Here is a 20,761-nt window from a genome sequence, read left to right as displayed (position 1 = left end):
CAGGGCTCAGAGCGAGCGCTGCTGTTCCTGCGGCTGCTGTTGCTGCTGTTCGAACGGCAGCGACATCGAACCGAGGTCGCGGCGGGTTTCGACCAGCACCAGCGGACCTTCGTCCAGCACGATCACTGGCGGGCGCTCGCGCGGCACGTGCACCGGCTTCGGCTCGGCGGCGATCGCGGCGCGCGCCTGCGCGATGCGCTCGGCGTCCGAGTTGACCCACTGCAGGCCCGAGCTTTCGGCGATCTGCGCGAGCTCGTTCAGCGGCAGTTCGAAGGCCTGCACCTTGGGCAGTGCGCGGCCGTTGCCGGCGGGCGCTGCGGCCGCTGCGGGCTTGGCCGCGGCTTCGACCACGATGGGCGCTGCGACGGGTGCCGGTGCGGGCGCGGCGGGGCGCTCGAAGCGCGGCTGCTCCTGCACCTGCGGCGCGGGTTCGCGCACTTCGACCGCGGTGGCGACCACGGCCACTGCAGCGGCTTCCGCCACCAGCGGCAGTTGCTGCTGCGGCTGGCGCTCGGCCTGGCCTTCGGCAGCCACGGCGCCTTCGGCGACCGGTGCGGCGTCTGCGCCGTTGGCTTCGTTGCCACCGTTGCCGGCGTCGTCACGCGGACCGCGTTCGCGGCGGTCACGGCCGTAACGGTCGCGCGAACGGCCGCGGCGCTCCTCGCCTTCGCGGCGCGGGGCTTGCTGCTCGTTGCCTTCGTTGTTGCCTTGCTCGGCATCGCCGGCGGCAGCCGATTCGGCCACGCGTGCGTCGCCTTCGTTGGCGGCAGGCGCGTCGTTGCGGCGCTCGCGGCGGCCGTCGTTGCGCTCGCCGCGCGGGCCGCGCGACTCGTCGCCACGGCCGTTGCGGGGCTGGCGCTCGCCGTCGCCGGCGGTGGCTTCATCGCGCGGCTGTTGCTGCTGCGCGTCGCCATTGCGCTCACCGCGCTCGTTGCGTTCGCCACCGCGTTCACCACGCTCGCCACGTTCACGGCGCTCGCCGCGGGCGCGCGGTGCGCGTTCCGCTGCGGCATTGCCGTTCTCGTCGGCGCCCGGAGCCGGCTGTTGTTGCTGCGCGTCAAGGTTCAGGTTGCCGTCGAGCAGGGCTTCGGCCGGCGCGTTGCGGCCTTCGCCACCTTCGCGGCGCTCGCCGCGACCGCCACGGCGTTGTTCGCCGTCGCGCGGGGCGCGTGCTTCACGGGGCTCGCGTTGCTCGCGTGCCGGGTTGGTGCTGTCGTTGCGCTGCTCGGTGTTGCGAGCCTCGCCGCGGCGTTCGCCGCCGCCGCCTTCACGGCGCTCGCCGCCGCGTCCGCCACGGCGGTCGCCGTCGCGTCCACCCGAACGGCCGCCGCCTTCGCCACGGCCTTCGCCGCCGCGTCCGCCGCGGCGCTGTTCGCCGTCGGCGCCACGTGCACCGCGCGTTTCGCCGTCACGGCCCGGGCGACCGCCTTCGCGGCGGGGCTTCGGTGCTTCGACCGGAATGGCGCTGGGGGCCGGAGCCGGTGCGGGCGCCGGCGAGGCGCCGCCGAAGAAGCTCTTGATCCAGGCCATGAAGCCGGTCTGTGCCGGGGCCGGAGCGACCACCGCGGGCGGAGCCACCGGTGCGGGAGCGGGCGCAGCGCGCACCGCTTCGGGCTTGGGCGGGACCACCGGTGCGGGTGCGTCGGGCAGCACGCCCTTGATGACCGGCGTCTGCTTGTTGGTGGGTTCTTGCGAACGGCGCGTGACCGAGGTCGGGTCCTCGATCTCGTCGGCCATCTTGTAGCTGGCTTCGATGTGGTCCAGGCGCGGATCGTCGTGCTTGAGGCGCTCGAGCTTGTAGTTCGGCGTTTCGAGCGTCTTGTTGGGCACCATCAGCACAGTGACGCGCTGCTTGAGCTCGATCTTGGCGATTTCGGGGCGCTTCTCGTTCAGCAGGAACGAAGCGACTTCCACGGGCACCTGCACATGCACGGCGGCCGTGTTGTCCTTCATGGACTCTTCCTGAATGATGCGCAGGATCTGCAGCGCGCTCGATTCGGTGTCGCGGATGTGGCCCGAGCCGCCGCAACGGGGGCAGGGGATCGACGAACCTTCGGACAGCGCCGGCTTCAGGCGCTGGCGGCTCATTTCCATCAGGCCGAACTTGCTGATCGAACCGAACTGCACGCGGGCGCGGTCCTGGCGCAGCGCGTCGCGCAGGCGGCTTTCGACTTCGCGGCGGTTCTTCGACTCGTCCATGTCGATGAAGTCGATGACGATCAGGCCGCCCAGGTCGCGCAGGCGCATCTGGCGGGCCACTTCGTCGGCGGCTTCGAGGTTGGTGCGGGTGGCGGTTTCTTCGATGTCGCCGCCCTTGATGGCGCGGGCCGAGTTCACGTCGACGGACACCAGTGCTTCGGTGTGGTCGATCACGATGGCGCCGCCCGAGGGCAGCTGCACGGTGCGGGCGTAGGCCGACTCGATCTGGTGCTCGATCTGGAAGCGGCTGAACAGGGCCGCGTCGTCGCGGTAACGCTTCACACGGGCGGCATGCTCGGGCATGACGTGCGCCATGAACTGCTGCGCCTGGTCGTAGATGTCGTCGGTGTCGATCAGGATGTCGCCGATGTCGTGATTGAAGTAATCACGGATCGCGCGGATGACGAGCGACGATTCCTGATAGATCAGGAAGGCACCCTTGCCGCCCTTGGCCGCGCCGTCGATGGCGGTCCACAGCTTGAGCAGGTAGTTCAGGTCCCACTGGAGTTCGGGCGCCGAGCGGCCGATGCCGGCGGTGCGCGCGATGATGCTCATACCCTTCGGGTACTCGAGCTGGTCCATCGCCTCCTTGAGCTCGGCGCGGTCGTCGCCCTCGATGCGGCGCGACACGCCACCGCCACGGGGGTTGTTGGGCATCAGCACGACATAGCGGCCGGCCAGCGAGATGAAGGTGGTGAGGGCCGCGCCCTTGTTGCCGCGTTCTTCCTTTTCGACCTGGACGGTGAGTTCCTGGCCTTCACGGATCACGTCCTGGATGCGGGCCTGGCTGGCCGACACGCCTTCGGCGAAGTACTGCTTGGAGATTTCCTTGAACGGCAGGAAGCCGTGGCGGTCTTCGCCGTAGTCGACGAAACAGGCTTCGAGCGACGGCTCGACGCGGGTCACGACCGCCTTGTAGATGTTGCCCTTGCGCTGTTCGCGCCCTTCGATTTCGATTTCGTAGTCGAGCAGTTTCTGCCCGTCGACGATGGCCAGGCGGCGTTCTTCGGCCTGCGTGGCATTGATCAGCATCCGCTTCATGATGCGTTGTCCTTATATGTATCGTTCTACCGGCTCATGACGAGCCAACGATGCACGGACGACGCCCGCGAAACCAGGGAATTGCCGCTTGGCCCCGGATGCTGTGACTGCCGCGCCAGGCGCGAGCAGGCCTCTCGAGCGTCAGCTCAAGAAGACAGCCGGGGTGGGGGCGCGTGGATGGGCGCGAGCCAGATTCGGTGTTGGGTGGCTGCCTTTTTGACAGCCGGTTGCGCAAGGGTGGCGCGCACTGCGGGCGATTCAATGCCTGAGGCGACTGGTCGAAACCAGGTCGACCAGCGCAGGCATATTTGAATCAGCAGCATCAACACAACAAGGGACTCGCTTCGATCCGCCTGCAGCTTGGAAGCTGCAGGCTGGGTATTCCGTATCGGTGTTTCGTGGGTGTCGGCTTGACTTGGGTGCCTGGCCTGCCACTTTGCGCGATTGCGCGGGGTTTGCGGGCTGGACGCCAAAGCGGCATCGACCTCACAGCATGGTCGTCAGTGCTCTAAACTTCTGTCTAATCAAGCACTTACACGACCGCGCTGGTGAAAAACATTATAGGTGCGAAGAAAAGCCCCGCGGGGGCTCCAAATCCCGCGGATCGACCCGCGGGCGCCGATACCGGCACGCCGCACGCCGCCATCCACTTTCTGACCGTCGACGCCGAATCCGCTGGGCAGCGACTCGACAATTTCCTGTTTCGCCATCTGAAAGGCGTGCCGAAGACGCACGTCTACCGGATCATCCGGTCGGGCGAGGTGCGCATCAACAAGGGCCGGGCCCAGGCCGAGACCCGCATCGAAGACGGTGACCTGGTCCGGATTCCGCCAGTCCGCATCTCGCCGCGCGCCGAAGAGGGCGCCACGCCGCCCGCGCCGGCGCGCGAGTTTCCCGTGTTGCTCGAAGACGAGGCCGTGCTGGCCATCGACAAGCCCGCCGGCGTCGCGGTGCACGGCGGCAGTGGCGTGAGCTTCGGCGTGATCGAGCAATTGCGCACGGCGCGTCCGGGCGCCAAGTTCCTGGAGCTGGTGCACCGGCTCGACCGCGAAACCTCCGGCATCCTGCTGGTCGCCAAGAAGCGCAGCGCGCTGGTGGCGTTGCAGGACCAGTTTCGCGAGCGCGAAACCGGCAAGACCTACCTGGCGCTGGTCGAAGGCGACTGGCCCGCCAACAAGAAGGTGCTCGACGCGCCGCTGGCCAAGTACCTGCTGCCCGACGGTTCGGGCGCCGGTGCCGGCGAACGCCGCGTGCGCGTGGTCGCCAAGGACCACCCCGACGCCATGCGCGCCGTCACGCTGGTGCGCGTGCTGGCCCGCCTCAGCCTGCCGGGCGACGCCACGCCGCTGTCATTGCTGGCGGTGACCATCAAGACCGGGCGCACCCACCAGATCCGCGTGCACCTGGCCTCGGCCGGGCATCCGATTGCCGGCGACGACAAATATGGCGAGTCCGATCGGCAACGTGCCTTGCACAAACTCGGCCTCAAGCGCATGTTCCTGCATGCGTGGCGGCTGCAATTCAACCACCCGGCCAGCGGCGAGCGCATTGCGCTGCAGGCCGGGCTGCCGCCCGAGCTGCATGCGCTGATGTCGCGTGCGGCGCTCGAGGCGATGGCGCAACACCCCACTCCCACGGCCCATGACTGATTCTTCCGCCAGCCCTGCACGTTCCCCTCGCTTCGACCTGATCGCCTTCGACTGGGACGGCACGCTCTACGACTCCACCCGCCTGATCGTGCGCTGCATCCAGGCGGCCGTGGTCGATGTCGGTGGCGCCAAGCCCAGCGAGGACGATGCCGCCTGGGTGATCGGCCTGGGCCTGGCCGAGGCGCTCGCGCGCGCGGCGCCCGACGTGCCCAAGGAAAAGTACCCCGAGCTTGGCGCCCGCTACCGCTATCACTTCCTGCAGCACCAGGACGACCTCGTGCTGTTCGACGGCGTGCTGCCCATGCTCGATGCATTGCGCGCGCGCGGCCACAAGCTGGCCGTGGCCACGGGCAAGTCGCGCCGCGGCCTCAACGAGGCCCTGAAGACGGTGGCGCTGCGCGACCGCTTCGACGCCTCGCGCACCGCCGACGAAACCTTCGGCAAGCCGCACCCGCGCATGCTGCTCGAACTGATGGAAGAGCTCGACGTGCCGGCCGAGCGCACGCTGATGATCGGCGACACCACGCACGACCTGCAGCTGGCGCAGAACGCCGGCTGCGCCAGCGTGGGCGTGGGCTTCGGCGCGCATGCGTCGTCCACCTTCGACGAATTCAAGCCGCTGTACGTGGCGCAGTCGATCGCCGAGCTGCAGGCCTGGCTGCTCGACAACGCCTGAGGGCCAAGGCATGAGCGACTCGCGCATCCCGCTGTGCAATGCCTCGGACCTGGTCGAGGGCGGCAACGCCGTGCCTTTCGACGTGGTCCACGGCGGCGAAACCTGTCGCGCCTTCGCAGTGCGTTTCGAGGGCTTGCCGCATGCGTACCTCAACCGCTGCAGCCATGTGGCGATGGAGATGGACTTCCAGCCCGACCGCTTCTTCGACGACAGCGGCCAGTGGCTGCTGTGCGCCACCCATGGCGCCGTCTACAAGCCCGACACCGGCGAATGCGCGGGCGGACCGTGTCGCGGCGGGCTCGTGAAGATCGCGCTGAGCGAAGAAGACGGCGTGGTGCACTGGCATACTGACTGGAACCTCCAACCTCTTTCCTTCTGACATGACCGATCCGAACCGCAGGGAACCCCAGGGTTTCGAACCGCTGGAGCCGGCCGTCCCCCTCACGACATCCCAAGACAGCCCCCGCACCATGGCCCAAGACCCCACGCAGCGCCCCGGGTGGGAGCGCGCCACGCTCGAGAAACTCGCGTTCGCCTCCCTGAATGAGCAGAAGGCCACGCGCCGCTGGAAGACCTTCGTGCGCCTGGGCTGGCTGGCCTTCTTCGTGTTCCTGGCCTGGTTCGCGTTCTCGCGCAGCACGCCCAGCACCGCCAAGACCACGGCCCACACGGCCGTTGTCGAGATCAAGGGCGAGATCGCCAACGGCGGCGACGCCAGTGCCGAGTTCGTGATCGCTGCCATGAAGACGGCCTTCGAGGACGAGGGCGCCAAGGGCGTGGTGCTGCTGATCAACTCGCCCGGCGGCAGCCCGGTGCAGGCCGGCATCATCAACGACGAGATCAAGCGCCTGAAGGCCAAGCACAAGAAGCCGGTCTACGCGGTGGTCGAAGAAACCTGCGCCTCGGCGGCGTACTACATCGCCGCCGCCGCCGACAAGATCTTCGTCGACAAGGCCAGCATCGTCGGCAGCATCGGCGTGCTGATGGACGGCTTCGGCTTTACCGGCGTGATGGAAAAGGTCGGCGTCGAGCGCCGCCTGCTGACGGCCGGCGAAAACAAGGGCTTCCTCGATCCGTTCAGCCCGATGAACGACGCGCAGCGCGCGCATGCCCAGGCGATGCTCAACCAGATCCACACCCAGTTCATCAACGTGGTGAAGACAGGCCGCGGCGACCGCCTCAAGCTCGACACCCCGGGCCTGTTCAGCGGCCTGTTCTGGAGCGGCGAGCAGGCCGTGGAGTTCGGCCTGGCCGACCAGCTGGGCAACGTCGACTTCGTGGCACGCGAGGTGATCAAGGCGGAGGAAGTCATCGACTACACGCGCCGCGACAACGTGGCCGAGAAGCTGGCCAAGAAGTTCGGCGCCGCCATGGGCGCGGCCTCGGTGAGCGCGCTGAAGACCTCGCCAGCGCTGCGCTGAGCGCGGCTTTTTTCAGGCGGTGCTGCTGTCGCCGCTGCCGGTGAACCGGGCCGAGGCTGCCAGCGCGGCGGCAAAGGCCACCACCACATAGAGCGCGGCGGTCAGCGAACTGACCCGCGCCAGCAGGCCGATCACCGCGGGCCCTGCCATGAACCCCAGATAGGCGATGGCCGACACGGCCGCAATGCCGTTGGCGGGCGCCACGCCCGGCACGCGGGCTGAGGCGCCGAACAGGATCGGCACCACGTTCGCAAAACCGACGCCTACGCCTGCGAAGCCCAGCAGCGCGAGCCAGGGCAGGTCGGTCAGCAATACCAGCGTCATCGCCCCCGCCGCGAGCAGGCCGCTGCCGCGCAGCAAGGCCGTGGGTGAGAAGCGGGCGCGCATCGCGTCGCCACCGAAACGCGCAGCCGCCATCGCGGCGGAAAAGCTCGCATAGGCCAGCGCGGCCTGCTGCTGCGGGCTGCCCAGTTCCTGCTGCATGTAGAGCACGCTCCAGTCGTAGATGGCGCCCTCGGCGATCAGCCCCAGCGCGGCCAGCACGCCGAGCACCGCGAGCACGCCGCGCGGCAGGCGAAAGCCGTGGTCTGCCGCGGCCGCGCCGTCGGCGGGGGCAGCCGGTGTGGGCAGCATGCGCGTTGCCGCGATCGCGACCACGCCGATCATCACCACGGCCACCGTCCACAGGTGGGTCTGCGGCGCCATGCCGGCGGCCAGCGCCGCGCTGCCGCTCGCGGCGCCGACCATGCCGCCGAGGCTGAACATGCCGTGCATGCCGCTCATCAACGGTTGATTGCCGCGCAACTCGAGCTGTGCGGCCTCGGTGTTGATCGCCACGTCGAACACGCTGGTGACGAGGCCGAACACCGCCAGCAGGCCCAGCAGCGCGGCATAGCCGGGCATCGCGATCAGGCCGGCGATCAGCAGGGCGTAGACGCAGCCGCACAGCGCGGCCATGCGGCGCGGGCCGTGGCGGCCGATCCAGCGCCCGGCGCTGGTCAGGCCGACCATCGCGCCGGCGCCCGCCGCGAGCATGGCGAGCCCGAGCTGCGCCTCGTCGATGGCGTAGTGCGCCTTGACCGTCGGCACGTGCACGCCCCAGGTCGCAAAGATGAAGCCCGACGCGAAGAACTGGGCGCGCGACGCCCAGCGCGTACCGGCCGTGACGCCCGGCCCCACCGTCAGCGCCCGATGGCGAACACGGCGGGCAGGCGCTCGTCGGTCGTGGCCTGCGGCTTGGCAGCGCGCCAGGCTTTCACCGTCTCGCTGCGCACCTGCGCGGTCGCCAGCGTCAGGCCGCGCGCGACGGCGAGCCGGGTGTTGTGCTGCAGCGTCTGCACCAGCGCCTGCAGCAGGGCGGCATTGCGGTACGGCGTTTCGATGAAGAGCTGCGTCTGGCCGGTCTTGAGCGCGAGCGCCTCGAGTTCGCGGATGCGCGCCTGGCGTTCGCCGCCGTCCTGCGGCAGGTAGCCGACGAAGGCGAAGTTCTGTCCGTTCAGGCCGCTTGCTGCGAGGGCCAGCAGCAAAGACACAGGCCCGATGAGCGGCACGACGGTGATGCCCAGGTCGTGCGCGGCGCGCGCTACCGACGAGCCGGGGTCGGCCACGGCGGGCATGCCGGCTTCGCTCAGCAGGCCGACGTCGTGGCCTTCGAGTGCGGCGGCGAGCAGCGGGCGGGCGTCGAACTGGCCAGCGTGGTCGCCTTTCTTGTGCACCTCGCGCGGCAGTTCCTGGATGTTCTGCGCCTGCAGCGGCGCGGCCAGCGGCACGACGGCGTCGATGCGCTTCAGGTAGGCGCGGGTCGACTTGGCGTTCTCGCAGATCCAGTGCGTGAGGCCGGCGGCGGCCTGCAGCGTGCCCAGCGGCAGGGCGTCCTGCAGCGGGGCCTGGAGGTCGCAGCCGAAATCGAGCGGCGCGGGGACGAGGTAGAGCTTGCCTTTTGTGGTCACAGCAGGTCGACCCCCGCGGCGCGCAGCATCCGGCAGGTGCGGATCAGGGGCAGGCCGACCAGCGCGGTGGGGTCGTCGCTGTCGATGGCGTCGAGCAGGGCGATGCCGAAGCCCTCGCTCTTGGCGCTGCCGGCGCAGTCGTAGGGCTGCTCTGCTAATAGGTAGCGCTCGATGGCGGCGTCCGAGAGGTCGCGGAACACCACGCGCACGGGGGCGATGTCGCGCTGGACGAAGCCCGTGGCATGGCAGACGACGGCCACGGCGGTCTGGAAGATCAGCGTCTGGCCGCGCATCCGGCGCAATTGGGCGGTCGCCCGGGCGTGGTCGCCGGGCTTGCCGAGCGCTTCGCCCGCCAGGTCGGCAACTTGGTCGGAGCCGATCACCACCGCCTCGGGAAAGCGCGCGGCCACGGCGTTGGCTTTTTCCAGCGCCAGGCGCTCGGCGAGCGCGCGGGGCGTCTCGCCTTCGAGCGGGGTTTCGTCGACGTCGGGGGCGTGCACCTCGAAGGGCAGATGGAGGCGGGTGAGCAGTTCGCGCCGGTAGCGCGAGGTCGAGGCGAGGATCACGGTGCGTTGCATGCAGCGATTGTGCGTGAGCGACCGGACCCGACCGGCTCGGCGGGTTGCTTGCCTGGGAGGCCGGCCGGCGCGCTAGACTGGGGCGGATGAAGAGAGAATTTGCCCCCGAAAGGCTCAATGTGCCCGCGTTCACCGCGGCGGCTGCCACGCTGGATGGTGCCGATCCGGTCCCGGGTTTCGCGCGCCTGGTCGCCGAACTGGCGACGCCGGCCACCGACGCCGTGGTCCGCTGGGAAGCGACCGGCGAAGAGCGCCCCGGCGCCGACGGTAAGGCGACGCCCTGGCTGCACCTGGATGTCGAAACCACCGTGCCCCTGGTCTGCCAGCGCTGCCTGTCGCCCGTCGACACCGAACTGTTCGTGGACCGCTGGTTCCGCTTCGTGGCCGACGAGGCCACGGCCGAGGCGGAAGACGAGGAATCCGACGAAGACTTGCTGGTCGTCAGCCGTGATTTCGACCTGCGCGGGCTGATCGAGGACGAGCTGCTGATGGAAATCCCCGTCATGCCGGTCCACGACGTGTGCCCGACGCCGGTCCGCCTGTCCTCCAGCGACGACGATTTCCAGGCGGCCGAGGAGGCCAAGCCGAACCCCTTTGCCGTGCTCGGCGCGTTGCGTCCGCGCAAGCCCGAAGAGGGAAAGTAGCCCTTTCTCCGTGGCTGGGCTATAATCATGGGCTTCGCGCGCGCCGCCGTGAGCAGCAATGCATACAAGGCAAAGGCAGAACGTGGCATTCCATGCATGCCGCCGGAGCTTTCGCCTCATTGCCACCGCTTGAGCCCGCATCCAGTCACCCACCTAACCGTCCAGGAGCCATCATGGCCGTCCAGCAAAACAAGAAGTCGCCTTCCAAGCGCGGCATGCACCGTTCCCACAACGCCCTGGGCGTGCCCGGCATCGCTGTCGAGCCCACCACCGGCGAAACGCACCTGCGCCACCACATCAGCCCGAACGGTTTCTACCGCGGCCGTCAGGTGCTCAAGAACAAGTCCGAAGCCTGATCTCGAATCCCAAGGCCAAGGCCCGAAGCTACTTTTGCTGTAGCGTCGGGCCTTTGTTTTGATGGCTGCGCCTTTTTCTCCCGAACTCACTGCTGCGCCCGCCGCAATCACGCTCGCCGTGGATTGCATGGGGGGTGACCATGGGCCGCGTGTCACGCTCGCGGCCTGCCGCGCGTTTCTCGAGCGGCACAGCGAAGCCTCGTTGCTGCTCGTCGGTGCGCCGGCCGCATTGGCGGGGTTTGCCGACCATCCGCGCGCCCGCATCGTGCCGGCCAGCGAAGTGGTCGGCATGGACGATCCCATCGAAATCGCCCTGCGCAAGAAGAAAGACTCTTCGATGCGCGTCGCGATCCAGCAGGTCAAGGATGGTGCGGCGCAAGCGGCGATATCTGCTGGCAACACGGGCGCATTGATGGCGATCGCACGCTATCTCCTCAAGACGCTCGATGGCATCGACCGTCCGGCCATCGCGCCGCAGCTGCCCAATGTGAAGGGCGGGGCGACCACCGTGCTCGATCTCGGTGCGAACGTCGATTGCGACGCCGAAGACCTGCTCCAGTTCGCCGTGCTGGGCTCGGCGCTCGTTTCGGCATTGACCGGCAACGAATCGCCTTCGGTCGGCTTGCTTAATATTGGCGAAGAAGCCATCAAGGGCAGCGAAACCATCAAGAAGGCCAGTCAACTGCTGCGTGCAGCTGCCAACTCCAAGGATCTGAACTTCTACGGCAACGTTGAAGGGAACGACATTTTCAAGGGCACGACCGACATCGTCGTGTGCGACGGATTTGTCGGCAATGTGGCGCTGAAGGCCAGCGAAGGCGTCGCGTCGATGATCGGTGAGTTCATTCGCGTCGAGTTTTCGCGAAACATTCTCACGAAACTGGCGGCTATTGTTGCTTACCCGGTTCTAAAAGCGTTCAAAGGTCGCCTGGATCACCGTCGCTACAACGGCGCGGCCCTGTTGGGCCTGCGCGGGCTGGTGTTCAAGAGCCATGGCTCGGCCGACGAAGTGGCTTTCGGCCATGCGTTGGATCGCGCTTATGATGCCGCTCGCAACAACCTGCTCGATCGCGTGCGGGCCCGCATCGCCCACGCCGCGCCTTTGCTCGCGCGGCAGGAGTCGGCGGCGCCGGCCGACGCGACAGCCCTTCACGCTTGATGACCCCTTTTTCGCGCATTACCGGCACCGGCAGCTACCTGCCCCCCCGCCGCGTCACCAATGACGACCTTGCCAAGGATCTGGCGACACGCGGCATCGAAACTTCCGATCAGTGGATCGTCGAGCGCACCGGCATTCACGCGCGCCACTTCGCGGCGCCCGATGTCAGCAGCAGCGATCTTGGCCTCGAAGCCGCGAAGCACGCGCTGGAAGCCGCCGGCCGCAAGGCGAGCGACGTCGACCTGATCATCGTCGCGACCTCGACGCCGGACATGGTGTTCCCGTCGTCGGCCGCGATCCTCCAGCACAAGCTCGGCATTGCCGGCTGCCCGGCCTTCGACGTCCAGGCAGTCTGCAGCGGTTTTGTCTACGCACTCACGGTGGCCGACGCGATGATCCGCACGGGCACTGCGCGCTGCGCGCTGGTGATCGGCGCCGAAGTGTTCTCCCGCATCCTCGACTTCAACGACCGCACCACCTGCGTGCTGTTCGGCGACGGTGCGGGCGCGGTGGTGCTCGAAGCCTCCGACGAGCCCGGCATCCTGGCCAGCGACCTGCATGCGGACGGCAAGCACGTCGGCATCCTGTGCGTGCCCGGCCATGTGTCGGGCGGCAACGTGCTCGGCACGCCGCTGCTGCACATGGACGGCCAGGCCGTCTTCAAGCTGGCGGTCCGCGTGCTCGAAGACGCCGCACGCGCCACGCTCGCCAAGGCGGGCAAGACCGAGGCCGACATCGACTGGCTGATCCCGCACCAGGCCAACATCCGCATCATGGAAGGCACGGCCAAGAAGCTGAAGCTGCCGCGTGAGAAGCTGGTCGTCACGGTGCACGAGCACGGCAACACCTCGGCCGCCTCGATCCCGCTGGCGCTCGACGAAGCCGTGCGCTCGGGCAAGGTGAAGAAGGGTGAGACCCTCATGCTGGAAGGCGTGGGCGGTGGCTTCACCTGGGGCGCGGTGCTATTGAATCTGTAGTGCGTCGCGGCGCCCCGAAGCGGGCGTCGGCGCGGTGACGAAGAAACAACAATGAAATCCTTTGCTTTTGTCTTTCCGGGTCAGGGCTCGCAGGCGGTCGGCATGCTCGACGCCTGGGGCGATCACCCGGCCGTGGTCGAGACCTTGCGCGAAGCCTCTGAGGCGTTGAACGAAGACATCGGCGCGCTGATCAAGAACGGTCCCAAGGAAGAGCTGGCGCTCACCACCAACACGCAGCCCGTGATGCTGGTGGCTGGCGTGGCCGCCTGGCGTGCCTGGCTGGCCGAAGGCGGCGCCGCGCCGTCCGTGGTGGCCGGCCATTCGCTGGGCGAGTATTCGGCGCTGGTGGCTTCGGGCGTGCTCACGCTCTCGCAGGCCGCACCGCTGGTGCGTTTCCGTGCGCAGGCCATGCAGCAGGCCGTGCCCGTCGGCGTCGGCGCGATGGCGGCGATCCTTGGCATGGCGTCCGACAAGGTGGTCGCCGGCTGCGCCGAAGCCACCGCCACGTTCGGCCCCGGCAGCGTCGAGGTGGTCGAGGCCGTGAACTTCAATGATCCGATGCAGACCGTGATCGCCGGCAGCAAGGCCGCGGTCGACAAGGCCTGCGAGCTGCTGAAGGCCAACGGCGCCAAGCGCGCATTGCCGCTGCCGGTGTCGGCGCCGTTCCATTCGAGCCTGATGAAGCCTGCGGCCGAAGCCCTGCGCGAGAAGCTCGCGAGCGTGGCGCTGGCCGCGCCGCAGATTCCGGTGCTCAACAACATCGACGTGGCCGTCGAGACCGATGCCGACCGCATCCGCGACGCCCTGGTGCGCCAGGCTGCCGGCCCGGTGCGTTGGGTCGAAAGCGTTCAGGCCTTGAAACTGCGCGGTGCAACCGCCATCATCGAGTGCGGTCCCGGCAAGGTGCTGGCCGGCATGGTGAAGCGCATCGCCCCCGAACTGGAAGCCGCGTCGGTGTACGACCCGGCCACCCTCGCGGACGTCCGACAATCGCTCGCCGGCTGAACGCCGCCAGGCCCCGATACTTTTTCTCTTTTATGAGCACTCCCAAATTCGAAGGCCAGGTCGCCCTGGTCACCGGCGCAACGCGCGGCATCGGCGCCGCCATTGCGCTCGAACTCGCGCAGCGCGGCCTCAAGGTCGTGGGCACCGGCACCACCGATGACGGCGCCGCCAAGATCACCCAGGCGCTGAGCGCGTTCGACGGCCGCGGCCGTGCGCTCGACGTGAACGACGGCGCTGCTGTCGAAGCCCTGATCGACGAGATCGTGCAGGCTTACGGCGCGATCCATGTGCTGGTCAACAACGCCGGCATCACGCGCGACACGCTCGCCATGCGCATGAAGGATGACGACTGGGATGCGGTGCTCGACACCAACCTCAAGGCCGTCTTCCGTCTCTCGCGCGCGGTGATCCGCCCGATGATGAAGCAGCGCTATGGCCGCATCATCAGCATCACGAGCGTGGTGGGCGCGTCCGGCAATGCCGGCCAGGCCAACTACGCGGCCGCCAAGGCCGGCGTGTCGGGCATGACCCGTGCGCTGGCCCGCGAACTCGGCAGCCGCAACATCACGGTCAACTGTGTCGCGCCGGGCTTCATCGAAACCGACATGACGGCCAGCCTGCCGGAAGCCCAGCAACAGGCGCTGCTCTCGCAGATCCCGCTGGGCCACCTGGGCAAGCCGGCCGACATCGCGCATGCGGTGGCCTACCTCGCATCGCCGCAGGCCTCGTACGTGACGGGGCAGGAGCTGCACGTCAACGGCGGCATGCACATGTAGCCGAAAGGCGCAATCTTTTTCCGTACCGGAGCGCGGGGCAAATGCCACGGGCCGCCCGGCTAAAATCCACCAGTTACCTACAACCCTTAGAGGGAATCAAATGAGCGATATCGAAGCACGTGTCAAGAAAATCATCGCCGAGCAACTCGGCGTGGAAGAGTCCCAAGTGACGAACGAAAAGGCTTTCGTGGCCGACCTCGGCGCTGACTCGCTCGACACGGTCGAACTCGTGATGGCACTCGAAGACGAGTTCGGCATCGAGATCCCGGACGAAGACGCAGAGAAGATCACGACGGTGCAGAACGCCGTCGACTACGCCACCAAGAATCAAAAGGCCTGATCGGCCAGCTGACACTGCAACGACGGCCGGCGGCTCTTTTTTCAACCGCCCGCGCCGCTCGGCAGCTGTCCAGCGCTTCCAGAAAGGTTTGCCGGCATGACCAAACGCCGCGTCGTCGTGACCGGACTCGGTTGCATCGCTCCTGTCGGAAACACCGCAACCGAATCCTGGACCAACCTGTTGGCCGGGAAGTCGGGTATTGCGAACATCACCGCGTTCGATGCAAGCGCCTTCGCCTGCAAGTTCGCCGGTGAGGTCAAGGGTTTCGACATCACCCAATACATCTCGGAGAAAGAAGCGCGTCACATGGACCGCTTCATTCATCTGGGACTCGCCGCCGCCATCCAGGCGGTGCAGGACAGCGGACTGCCGACCGGCGACGCGCTGTCCTATGAAAAGGCCGTGCGCATCGGCTGCAACATCGGCTCGGGCATCGGCGGTCTGCCGATGATCGAACAGACGCACGGCGAGTACGCGAGCCGCGGCCCGCGTCGCATTTCGCCGTTCTTCGTGCCGGCGTCGATCATCAACATGATCTCGGGCCACGTCTCGATCAAGTACGGCTTCAAGGGCCCGAACATCGCCGTCGTGACCGCCTGCACCACCGGCCTGCATGCCATCGGCACGTCGGCACGCATGATCGAGTACGGCGACGCCGACGTCATGATTGCAGGCGGTGCCGAATCGACCATCTCTCCGCTGGGCATCGGCGGCTTCACCGCGCCTCGCGCATTGAGCACCCGCAACGACGATCCCGCCACGGCCTCGCGCCCGTGGGACAAGGACCGCGACGGCTTCGTGCTGGGCGAGGGCTCCGGCGTGCTGGTGCTCGAAGAGTACGAACACGCCAAGGCGCGCGGCGCCAAGATCTACGCCGAAGTCTCCGGCTTCGGAATGACCGGCGACGCGTACCACATGACCGCGCCCGACGTCGACGGCCCCCGCCGTTCGATGGCGATGGCACTGGCCAATGCGGGTGTCAATGCCGACGAGGTCCAGTACCTGAACGCGCACGGCACCTCGACGCTGATCGGTGACCTCAACGAGACCAACGCGGTCAAGCTGGCTTTCGGCGATCACGCGAAGAAGCTCGTCGTCAATTCGACCAAGTCCATGACTGGCCACCTGCTGGGCGGCGCGGGCGGCATCGAATCGGTGTTCACGGTGCTCGCGCTGCATCACCAGAAGAGCCCGCCGACGATCAACATCTTCAATCAGGATCCGGAGTGCGATCTCGACTACTGCGCCAACGAGGCGCGCGATCTGAAGATCGATGTCGCGGTCAAGAACAACTTCGGCTTCGGCGGCACCAACGGCACGCTGGTGTTCAAGCGCGCTTGAGCGTCGCTCTCCCATGCACAGCGCACCGTCGGTGACCTATCCGGTGGGGCGCACCCGCGGCGCGACCCGGATTCTTCTGGTTCTTTGGACCCTGGGCGTCTGCTGCGCCGGCGCGGCCTGCTATCTGTTCGATAGCAATGGCTGGCGCCAGTTGCTGCTGCTCCTCAGCGTCGTCTTTTCCGGTGTCGCGGCAGGTTTCGGCCTGCGGCGCGACGGGGTGGCGACGCTGCATTTCGATGGATCGCATTGGTCGCTGACCGGTGCCGATCCGACGCGCGGCGTGCTCGCCGCGCGCGCCGTGGTGGCGCTCGATTTCCAGTCGCTGCTGCTCATCCGCCTAGCCGAACCCGGCCGCGCGGCCCGCTGGGTCTGGCTCGAGCAGCGGGCCATGCCCGAGCGCTGGCGCGACGTGCGCCGTGCGGTCTACGCGCGGCCCCCGGTCGCCGAGGTGGCCGGCGACCCCTGGCGCGCGACCGCTCCGGCCGACGCGCCCTGATCCGTTTCGATGACCACTTCCTTGCCTCCCGTGCCTCCGGAGTCCGCGCTGCCCGATGAGGCGGCGCAGGCGCCGCGCCCGGGTGAGGTCGATTTCCAGTTGGTCCAGCGCACCGTCGCGGGCGACCAGAAGGCGTTCGAACTGCTGGTCATCAAGTACCAGCGCCGCATCGAACGGCTGATCGGGCGCATGGTGCGCGATGTCGACCTGATCGAGGACATCGCCCAGGAAACCTTCATCCGCGCCTACCGCGCGCTGCACCAGTTTCGCGGCGAGGCCCAGTTCTACACCTGGCTGTACCGGATCGCGGTGAACACCGCCAAGAAGGCGCTGGTGGACATGAAGCGCGATCCGACCGTCTCCGAAAGCGCACTGCGTTCGTCCTCGGACGACGAAGATGAAACTTACCGTCCTGGAAACGAACCAACCAGCGATGAAACCCCCGAATCGGTCATGGCGGCGAACGAAATCGCCAGTGCCGTCGAGGCTGCCATGGAAGCGCTCCCCACCGAGCTGCGCCAGGCGGTCACGCTGCGCGAGATCGAGGGGATGAGTTACGAAGAGATTGCCGAGGTCATGGATTGTCCGATCGGCACGGTGCGCTCGCGTATTTTCCGGGCGCGCGAGGCCATTTCGGCCAGGGTCAAGCCGCTGCTGGACAACCAGTCCGGCAAGCGTTGGTAGATCAGCAGGTGAATGACATGAATCAGACGATGACGGTTCGGGAACAGGTGTCCGCGCTGGCGGACGGCCATTTGCAGGGCGAGGCGTTCGCGCGTGCGATCGAATCCGTCTGCGCCGAGGAAGACTCGCGCGACGCCTGGCACGCGTACCACGTGGTGGGCGACGTGCTGCGCTCGTCGGCGCATTCGCGCTGCAGCGACACCTCGGCCTTCCTGGCGCGTTTCCAGCAGCGGCTGGCGCAAGAGCCGGTCGTGATCGCTCCTCCTGCGGCCGTGGCACCGCTCGCCGCCGTGCCGGCCGCGATGCCTGTGCGGCAACGCGCCGAGGCGGCCAACGAGCCGGTGTTCCGCTGGAAGCTGGTGGCCGGCGCTGCGTCGCTGATGGCCGTGGCGGCCATCAGCTGGACGCTGGTCGGCAATGGTGCCGCGGTGCCGAACGGCGGTGCCCAGTTGGCCGCGGTGCAGCCGCCCGTGGCGAACTCGGTGCTGGCGGCCGCAGCCGGTGGCAGCGCGGCGCCCGGCAGCGGCGCTCTGACGCCGACCCGCGTGCTGGTCGGCAATGGCAATCCGCAGGTCATGCTGCGCGATCCGCGCCTTGACCAGCTGCTCGAAGCCCACCAGCAGGCCGGTGGTGCATCGCAAATGCCGTCCGGTTTCCTGCGCAACGCCACCTTCGAGGGCCCCACGCGCTGATTGCGCGACCGTCGCCGCCTGCAATGACCGTTGTTCACATGCCGATTTCCGCACGCACCCTGGTGCTCGCGTTTGCTGTTCTTTGCCTGGGGCAGATGGCCACCGCGCAGACCCGCTACGGCGCGGCGAACACGAAGAGCGTGCCCTCGGCGCAGACCGACGAACCGCCGGCCATGGGCGTGACCGAGTGGCTGCAGCGCATGCATGCGGGCGCGCGGCAGCGCAGCTACGTGGGCACTTTCGTGGTGTCGGCCCCGGGCGGGGACCTGTCGAGCGCGCGCATCTGGCATGTGCGCGACGGCGATCACCAGCTGGAGCGCATCGAAGCGTTGTCGGGCCCGCCGCGCTCGACCTTTCGGCGCAACCGCAACGTGATGACCTTTCTGCCCGAGGCAAAGGTCGTGAAGGTCGAGAAGCGCGAGAACCTCGACCTCTTCCCCAACCTGCCCGACAAGCCCGATTCGTCGGTGGGCGACTACTACGACGTGCGCGCCATCGGCAAGGACCGCGTCGCGGGCTTCGATGCCGACGTGGTGCAGCTGGTGCCGCGCGACGGCCTGCGCTTCGGCTACCGCATCTGGAGCGAACGCCGCTCCGGCCTCGTGGTGAAGCTCCAGACCGTCGACAGCGACACCCGCGTGGTCGAGCAGTCGGCGTTCTCCGAGCTGCAGCTCGATGCGCCCGTGAAGGCGCAGGCACTGGCGCAGATGATGGCCAACACGAGCGGCTACCGCATCGAGAAGCTCGAACTCGAGCGCAGCACGGCGCAGGACGAAGGCTGGATGCTGCGCACACCCGTGGCCGGATTCAAGCCCCGAAGCTTCTTCCGACGCCCCGCGCTGCCCGCCGGCGACGGCAAGCCGCCCAAGCCCGAGGCAACCACCGTCCAGTGGACCTTCTCCGACGGCCTGGCGACGGTCTCGCTCTTCATCGAACGCTACGACCCCGCGCGCACGCCAGGCGATGGCGTGCTGACCATCGGTGCCACCAACGCGATCCGCCGGCGACTGCCCGCGCCGGCCAGCGACTGGTGGCTGACCGCGGTCGGCGAGGTGCCGCAGCAAACGCTCAATGCCTTTGCCCAGAGCCTCGCGCGCACGCGCTGACGGGCGATGGGCTGACGCCGTGCAGGCGTTCGGGCTGAACCAAGCCGGCGCCGGGTACTCATAGCCTCTGTCGTTATTTGCAGCTCTGTTCTTTTTGAAAGACAACCGATGATGTTCAAAGTCGAGGGACACAAGCTTCGTTCCGGTCTGCTGGCCTTTGCGCTTGCACTGACGGCCGGCGCCACTTTTCTGCCGGTCGAGTCGGTGCATGCGCAGACGCGCACACTGCCCGACTTCACCGACCTGGTCGACCAGGTCGGTCCGTCCGTGGTCAACATCCGCACCGTCGAGAAGGTCGCGCAGCGCGGCGGCGGCAACGGCGAGATGGACGAGGAGATGCAGGAGTTCTTCCGCCGCTTCTTCGGCCAGCCGCTGCCGGGCACGCCGCGCCAGGGGCCGCGTCCGAACCGTCCGCAGCAGGAAGAAGAGCGTCCGCGCGGCGTGGGCTCGGGCTTCATCCTGACGGGCGACGGCTACGTCATGACCAATGCGCACGTGGTGGAAGACGCCTCCGAGGTGCTGGTCACGCTGCCCGACAAGCGCGAGTTCAAGGCCAAGATCATCGGTGCCGACAAGCGCACCGACGTGGCCGTGGTGAAGATCGAAGCCACGGGCCTGCCCGCGGTGAAGGTGGGTGACATCTCCAAGCTGCGTGTCGGCGAGTGGGTGATGGCGATCGGCTCGCCCTTCGGCCTGGAGAACACTGTCACGGCCGGCATCGTGAGCGCCAAGCAGCGCGACACGGGCGAGTACCTGCCGTTCATCCAGACCGACGTGGCCATCAACCCCGGCAACTCGGGCGGCCCGCTGATCAACATGCGCGGCGAAGTGGTGGGCATCAACAGCCAGATCTATTCGCGTTCGGGCGGCTTCATGGGCATCTCGTTCTCGATCCCGATCGACGAGGCGATCCGCGTCAGCGAGCAGCTGCGCACCTCGGGGCGCGTCTCGCGCGGGCGCATCGGCGTGCAGATCGACCAGGTCACCAAGGACGTGGCCGAAGCCATCGGCCTGGGCAAGGCGCAGGGCGCGCTGGTGCGCGGCGTCGAAGCCGGGTCGCCGGGCGAGAAGGCCGGTGTGGAGCCGGGCGACGTCATCACCAAGTTCGACGGCAAGGCGATCGAAAAGCCGAGCGACCTGCCGCGCCTTGTGGGCAACACCAAGCCGGGCACCAAGAGCACGTTGACCGTGTTCCGCCGTGGCAGCTCGCGCGACCTCAGCGTGACCATCGCCGAGATCGAGCCCGACAAGCCCGCCAAGCGCGCAACCGACCGCGATGAGCCGGCTGCGAAGCCGTCTGCTTCCGCGGCCCTCAAGTCGCTCGGCCTCGCGGTCAGCGACCTCAGCGATGCGCAGAAGAAAGAGCTCAAGCTGAAGGGCGGCGTGAAGGTCGATGCCGCCAACGACGCCGCGGCACGGGCCGGCCTGCGTGAGGGTGACGTCATCCTCGCGGTGGGCAATCTCGAGGTGGCGAATGCCCGCGAATTCGAGGCGGCGGTCACCAAGGCGGACAAGGCCAAGTCGCTCAGCGTGCTCTACCGCCGGGGCGACTGGGCGCAGTACGCCCTGATCCGACCCGCACGCTGATACGGCGGCGGCGTCAAGTGGCCCCACCCGGCAGTCGGGTTTGGGGCCATTTTTTCGAGGTGTTTACGACGCTTCGGCGCCGGCC

Annotated in this window: 21 protein-coding genes; 17 read left to right on the top strand and 4 right to left on the bottom strand. The window is 67.9% G+C overall.

Annotation, left to right across the window (positions count from 1 at the left end; translation table 11 throughout):
• Positions 1 to 6 precede the first annotated feature (6 nt).
• Positions 7 to 3,240 (bottom strand): Rne/Rng family ribonuclease, encoded by a 3,234-nt coding sequence (locus AC1RAA_RS15660; protein WP_492732021.1) that lies wholly within the window; start codon positions 3,238 to 3,240, stop codon positions 7 to 9.
• Between the two features lie 548 nt (positions 3,241 to 3,788).
• Between AC1RAA_RS15660 and AC1RAA_RS15655 the strand changes: the two genes are divergently transcribed.
• From AC1RAA_RS15655 to AC1RAA_RS15640, 4 genes are read left to right on the top strand one after another with little or no spacing between them, the layout of a single operon-like run.
• Positions 3,789 to 4,889 (top strand): RluA family pseudouridine synthase, encoded by a 1,101-nt coding sequence (locus AC1RAA_RS15655; RefSeq protein WP_062475576.1) that lies wholly within the window; start codon positions 3,789 to 3,791, stop codon positions 4,887 to 4,889.
• Positions 4,882 to 5,565, top strand: coding sequence for an HAD family hydrolase (locus AC1RAA_RS15650; protein ID WP_095949578.1), 684 nt, complete (start codon positions 4,882 to 4,884; stop codon positions 5,563 to 5,565). The genes AC1RAA_RS15655 and AC1RAA_RS15650 overlap by 8 nt, the downstream gene beginning before the upstream one ends.
• Positions 5,566 to 5,575: 10 nt before the next feature.
• A complete protein-coding gene (locus AC1RAA_RS15645; protein ID WP_070062237.1) occupies positions 5,576 to 5,944 on the top strand; it encodes a Rieske (2Fe-2S) protein in 369 nt (122 codons plus the stop codon).
• Position 5,945: 1 nt separating this feature from the next.
• A complete protein-coding gene (locus AC1RAA_RS15640; protein ID WP_095949576.1) occupies positions 5,946 to 6,986 on the top strand; it encodes a S49 family peptidase in 1,041 nt (346 codons plus the stop codon).
• A 12-nt stretch (positions 6,987 to 6,998) separates the two neighbouring features.
• Here AC1RAA_RS15640 and AC1RAA_RS15635 read toward each other — a convergent pair whose 3' ends face one another.
• Genes AC1RAA_RS15635 through AC1RAA_RS15625 form a run of 3 tightly spaced genes read right to left on the bottom strand, consistent with a single transcriptional unit; the run spans position 6,999 to position 9,513 of the window.
• Positions 6,999 to 8,165, bottom strand: a complete 1,167-nt coding sequence (locus AC1RAA_RS15635; RefSeq protein ID WP_492732024.1) for an MFS transporter — start codon at positions 8,163 to 8,165, stop codon at positions 6,999 to 7,001.
• A 2-nt stretch (positions 8,166 to 8,167) separates the two neighbouring features.
• Positions 8,168 to 8,935, bottom strand: a complete 768-nt coding sequence (locus tag AC1RAA_RS15630; RefSeq protein ID WP_492732026.1) for an SAM-dependent methyltransferase — start codon at positions 8,933 to 8,935, stop codon at positions 8,168 to 8,170.
• Complete coding sequence (locus AC1RAA_RS15625) at positions 8,932 to 9,513, bottom strand: Maf family protein (RefSeq protein ID WP_492732028.1); 582 nt, start codon at positions 9,511 to 9,513, stop codon at positions 8,932 to 8,934. Before AC1RAA_RS15625 ends, AC1RAA_RS15630 begins: the two co-directional genes overlap by 4 nt.
• A gap of 86 nt (positions 9,514 to 9,599) precedes the next feature.
• Here AC1RAA_RS15625 and AC1RAA_RS15620 point away from each other — a divergent pair, with 86 nt between their 5' ends.
• From AC1RAA_RS15620 to AC1RAA_RS15560, 13 genes are all read left to right on the top strand, one after another.
• Complete coding sequence (locus tag AC1RAA_RS15620; protein ID WP_095746469.1) at positions 9,600 to 10,157, top strand: YceD family protein; 558 nt, start codon at positions 9,600 to 9,602, stop codon at positions 10,155 to 10,157.
• A 173-nt stretch (positions 10,158 to 10,330) separates the two neighbouring features.
• Positions 10,331 to 10,513, top strand: a complete 183-nt coding sequence (gene rpmF / locus AC1RAA_RS15615) for a 50S ribosomal protein L32 (RefSeq protein WP_057592299.1) — start codon at positions 10,331 to 10,333, stop codon at positions 10,511 to 10,513.
• A gap of 61 nt (positions 10,514 to 10,574) precedes the next feature.
• Positions 10,575 to 11,672, top strand: a complete 1,098-nt coding sequence (gene plsX / locus AC1RAA_RS15610; protein ID WP_139702424.1) for a phosphate acyltransferase PlsX — start codon at positions 10,575 to 10,577, stop codon at positions 11,670 to 11,672.
• Entirely contained in the window at positions 11,672 to 12,649 is a 978-nt protein-coding gene (locus tag AC1RAA_RS15605) for a beta-ketoacyl-ACP synthase III (protein ID WP_070062242.1), read from the top strand. The genes plsX and AC1RAA_RS15605 overlap by 1 nt, the downstream gene beginning before the upstream one ends.
• 51 nt (positions 12,650 to 12,700) lie before the next feature.
• Positions 12,701 to 13,654 (top strand): ACP S-malonyltransferase, encoded by a 954-nt coding sequence (gene fabD, locus AC1RAA_RS15600; protein ID WP_492732030.1) that lies wholly within the window; start codon positions 12,701 to 12,703, stop codon positions 13,652 to 13,654.
• A 32-nt stretch (positions 13,655 to 13,686) separates the two neighbouring features.
• Positions 13,687 to 14,430 (top strand): 3-oxoacyl-ACP reductase FabG, encoded by a 744-nt coding sequence (gene fabG / locus AC1RAA_RS15595; protein ID WP_062475549.1) that lies wholly within the window; start codon positions 13,687 to 13,689, stop codon positions 14,428 to 14,430.
• Positions 14,431 to 14,530: 100 nt separating this feature from the next.
• Positions 14,531 to 14,770 carry an acyl carrier protein gene (gene acpP, locus AC1RAA_RS15590; RefSeq protein ID WP_007830471.1) on the top strand — a complete coding sequence of 80 codons (240 nt, stop codon included), beginning with the start codon at positions 14,531 to 14,533 and terminating at the stop codon, positions 14,768 to 14,770.
• 96 nt (positions 14,771 to 14,866) lie between these two features.
• Positions 14,867 to 16,111, top strand: a complete 1,245-nt coding sequence (fabF, locus tag AC1RAA_RS15585; protein WP_153282466.1) for a beta-ketoacyl-ACP synthase II — start codon at positions 14,867 to 14,869, stop codon at positions 16,109 to 16,111.
• A gap of 13 nt (positions 16,112 to 16,124) precedes the next feature.
• Positions 16,125 to 16,607 (top strand): hypothetical protein, encoded by a 483-nt coding sequence (locus AC1RAA_RS15580; RefSeq protein ID WP_492732031.1) that lies wholly within the window; start codon positions 16,125 to 16,127, stop codon positions 16,605 to 16,607.
• Between the two features lie 9 nt (positions 16,608 to 16,616).
• Complete coding sequence (gene rpoE / locus AC1RAA_RS15575) at positions 16,617 to 17,291, top strand: RNA polymerase sigma factor RpoE (RefSeq protein ID WP_235926394.1); 675 nt, start codon at positions 16,617 to 16,619, stop codon at positions 17,289 to 17,291.
• A gap of 17 nt (positions 17,292 to 17,308) precedes the next feature.
• Positions 17,309 to 17,983: a sigma-E factor negative regulatory protein gene (locus tag AC1RAA_RS15570; protein WP_492732033.1), complete on the top strand. Its 675-nt coding sequence runs from the start codon at positions 17,309 to 17,311 to the stop codon at positions 17,981 to 17,983.
• Positions 17,984 to 18,021: 38 nt separating this feature from the next.
• Positions 18,022 to 19,089, top strand: coding sequence for a MucB/RseB C-terminal domain-containing protein (locus AC1RAA_RS15565; protein ID WP_223301400.1), 1,068 nt, complete (start codon positions 18,022 to 18,024; stop codon positions 19,087 to 19,089).
• Positions 19,090 to 19,197: 108 nt separating this feature from the next.
• A complete protein-coding gene (locus AC1RAA_RS15560) occupies positions 19,198 to 20,676 on the top strand; it encodes a DegQ family serine endoprotease (protein WP_492732035.1) in 1,479 nt (492 codons plus the stop codon).
• Positions 20,677 to 20,761 lie beyond the last annotated feature (85 nt).

It is taken from the genome of Variovorax sp. GW823-FHT04F07 (assembly GCF_058795995.1).
The sequence above is the reverse complement of the archived record's forward strand: the minus strand, read 5'-3'. Positions and strand labels throughout refer to the sequence as shown.

Coding starts and splice junctions, on each gene's coding strand:
- AC1RAA_RS15660 (WP_492732021.1), bottom strand. CDS start 3,240: ATGAAGCGGATGCTGATCAATGCCACGCAGGCCGAAGAACGCCGCCTG.
- AC1RAA_RS15650 (WP_095949578.1), top strand. CDS start 4,882: ATGACTGATTCTTCCGCCAGCCCTGCACGTTCCCCTCGCTTCGACCTG.
- AC1RAA_RS15645 (WP_070062237.1), top strand. CDS start 5,576: ATGAGCGACTCGCGCATCCCGCTGTGCAATGCCTCGGACCTGGTCGAG.
- AC1RAA_RS15640 (WP_095949576.1), top strand. CDS start 5,946: ATGACCGATCCGAACCGCAGGGAACCCCAGGGTTTCGAACCGCTGGAG.
- AC1RAA_RS15625 (WP_492732028.1), bottom strand. CDS start 9,513: ATGCAACGCACCGTGATCCTCGCCTCGACCTCGCGCTACCGGCGCGAA.
- AC1RAA_RS15620 (WP_095746469.1), top strand. CDS start 9,600: ATGAAGAGAGAATTTGCCCCCGAAAGGCTCAATGTGCCCGCGTTCACC.
- rpmF (WP_057592299.1), top strand. CDS start 10,331: ATGGCCGTCCAGCAAAACAAGAAGTCGCCTTCCAAGCGCGGCATGCAC.
- plsX (WP_139702424.1), top strand. CDS start 10,575: ATGGCTGCGCCTTTTTCTCCCGAACTCACTGCTGCGCCCGCCGCAATC.
- AC1RAA_RS15605 (WP_070062242.1), top strand. CDS start 11,672: ATGACCCCTTTTTCGCGCATTACCGGCACCGGCAGCTACCTGCCCCCC.
- fabD (WP_492732030.1), top strand. CDS start 12,701: ATGAAATCCTTTGCTTTTGTCTTTCCGGGTCAGGGCTCGCAGGCGGTC.
- fabG (WP_062475549.1), top strand. CDS start 13,687: ATGAGCACTCCCAAATTCGAAGGCCAGGTCGCCCTGGTCACCGGCGCA.
- acpP (WP_007830471.1), top strand. CDS start 14,531: ATGAGCGATATCGAAGCACGTGTCAAGAAAATCATCGCCGAGCAACTC.
- fabF (WP_153282466.1), top strand. CDS start 14,867: ATGACCAAACGCCGCGTCGTCGTGACCGGACTCGGTTGCATCGCTCCT.
- AC1RAA_RS15580 (WP_492732031.1), top strand. CDS start 16,125: ATGCACAGCGCACCGTCGGTGACCTATCCGGTGGGGCGCACCCGCGGC.
- rpoE (WP_235926394.1), top strand. CDS start 16,617: ATGACCACTTCCTTGCCTCCCGTGCCTCCGGAGTCCGCGCTGCCCGAT.
- AC1RAA_RS15570 (WP_492732033.1), top strand. CDS start 17,309: ATGAATCAGACGATGACGGTTCGGGAACAGGTGTCCGCGCTGGCGGAC.
- AC1RAA_RS15565 (WP_223301400.1), top strand. CDS start 18,022: ATGCCGATTTCCGCACGCACCCTGGTGCTCGCGTTTGCTGTTCTTTGC.
- AC1RAA_RS15560 (WP_492732035.1), top strand. CDS start 19,198: ATGATGTTCAAAGTCGAGGGACACAAGCTTCGTTCCGGTCTGCTGGCC.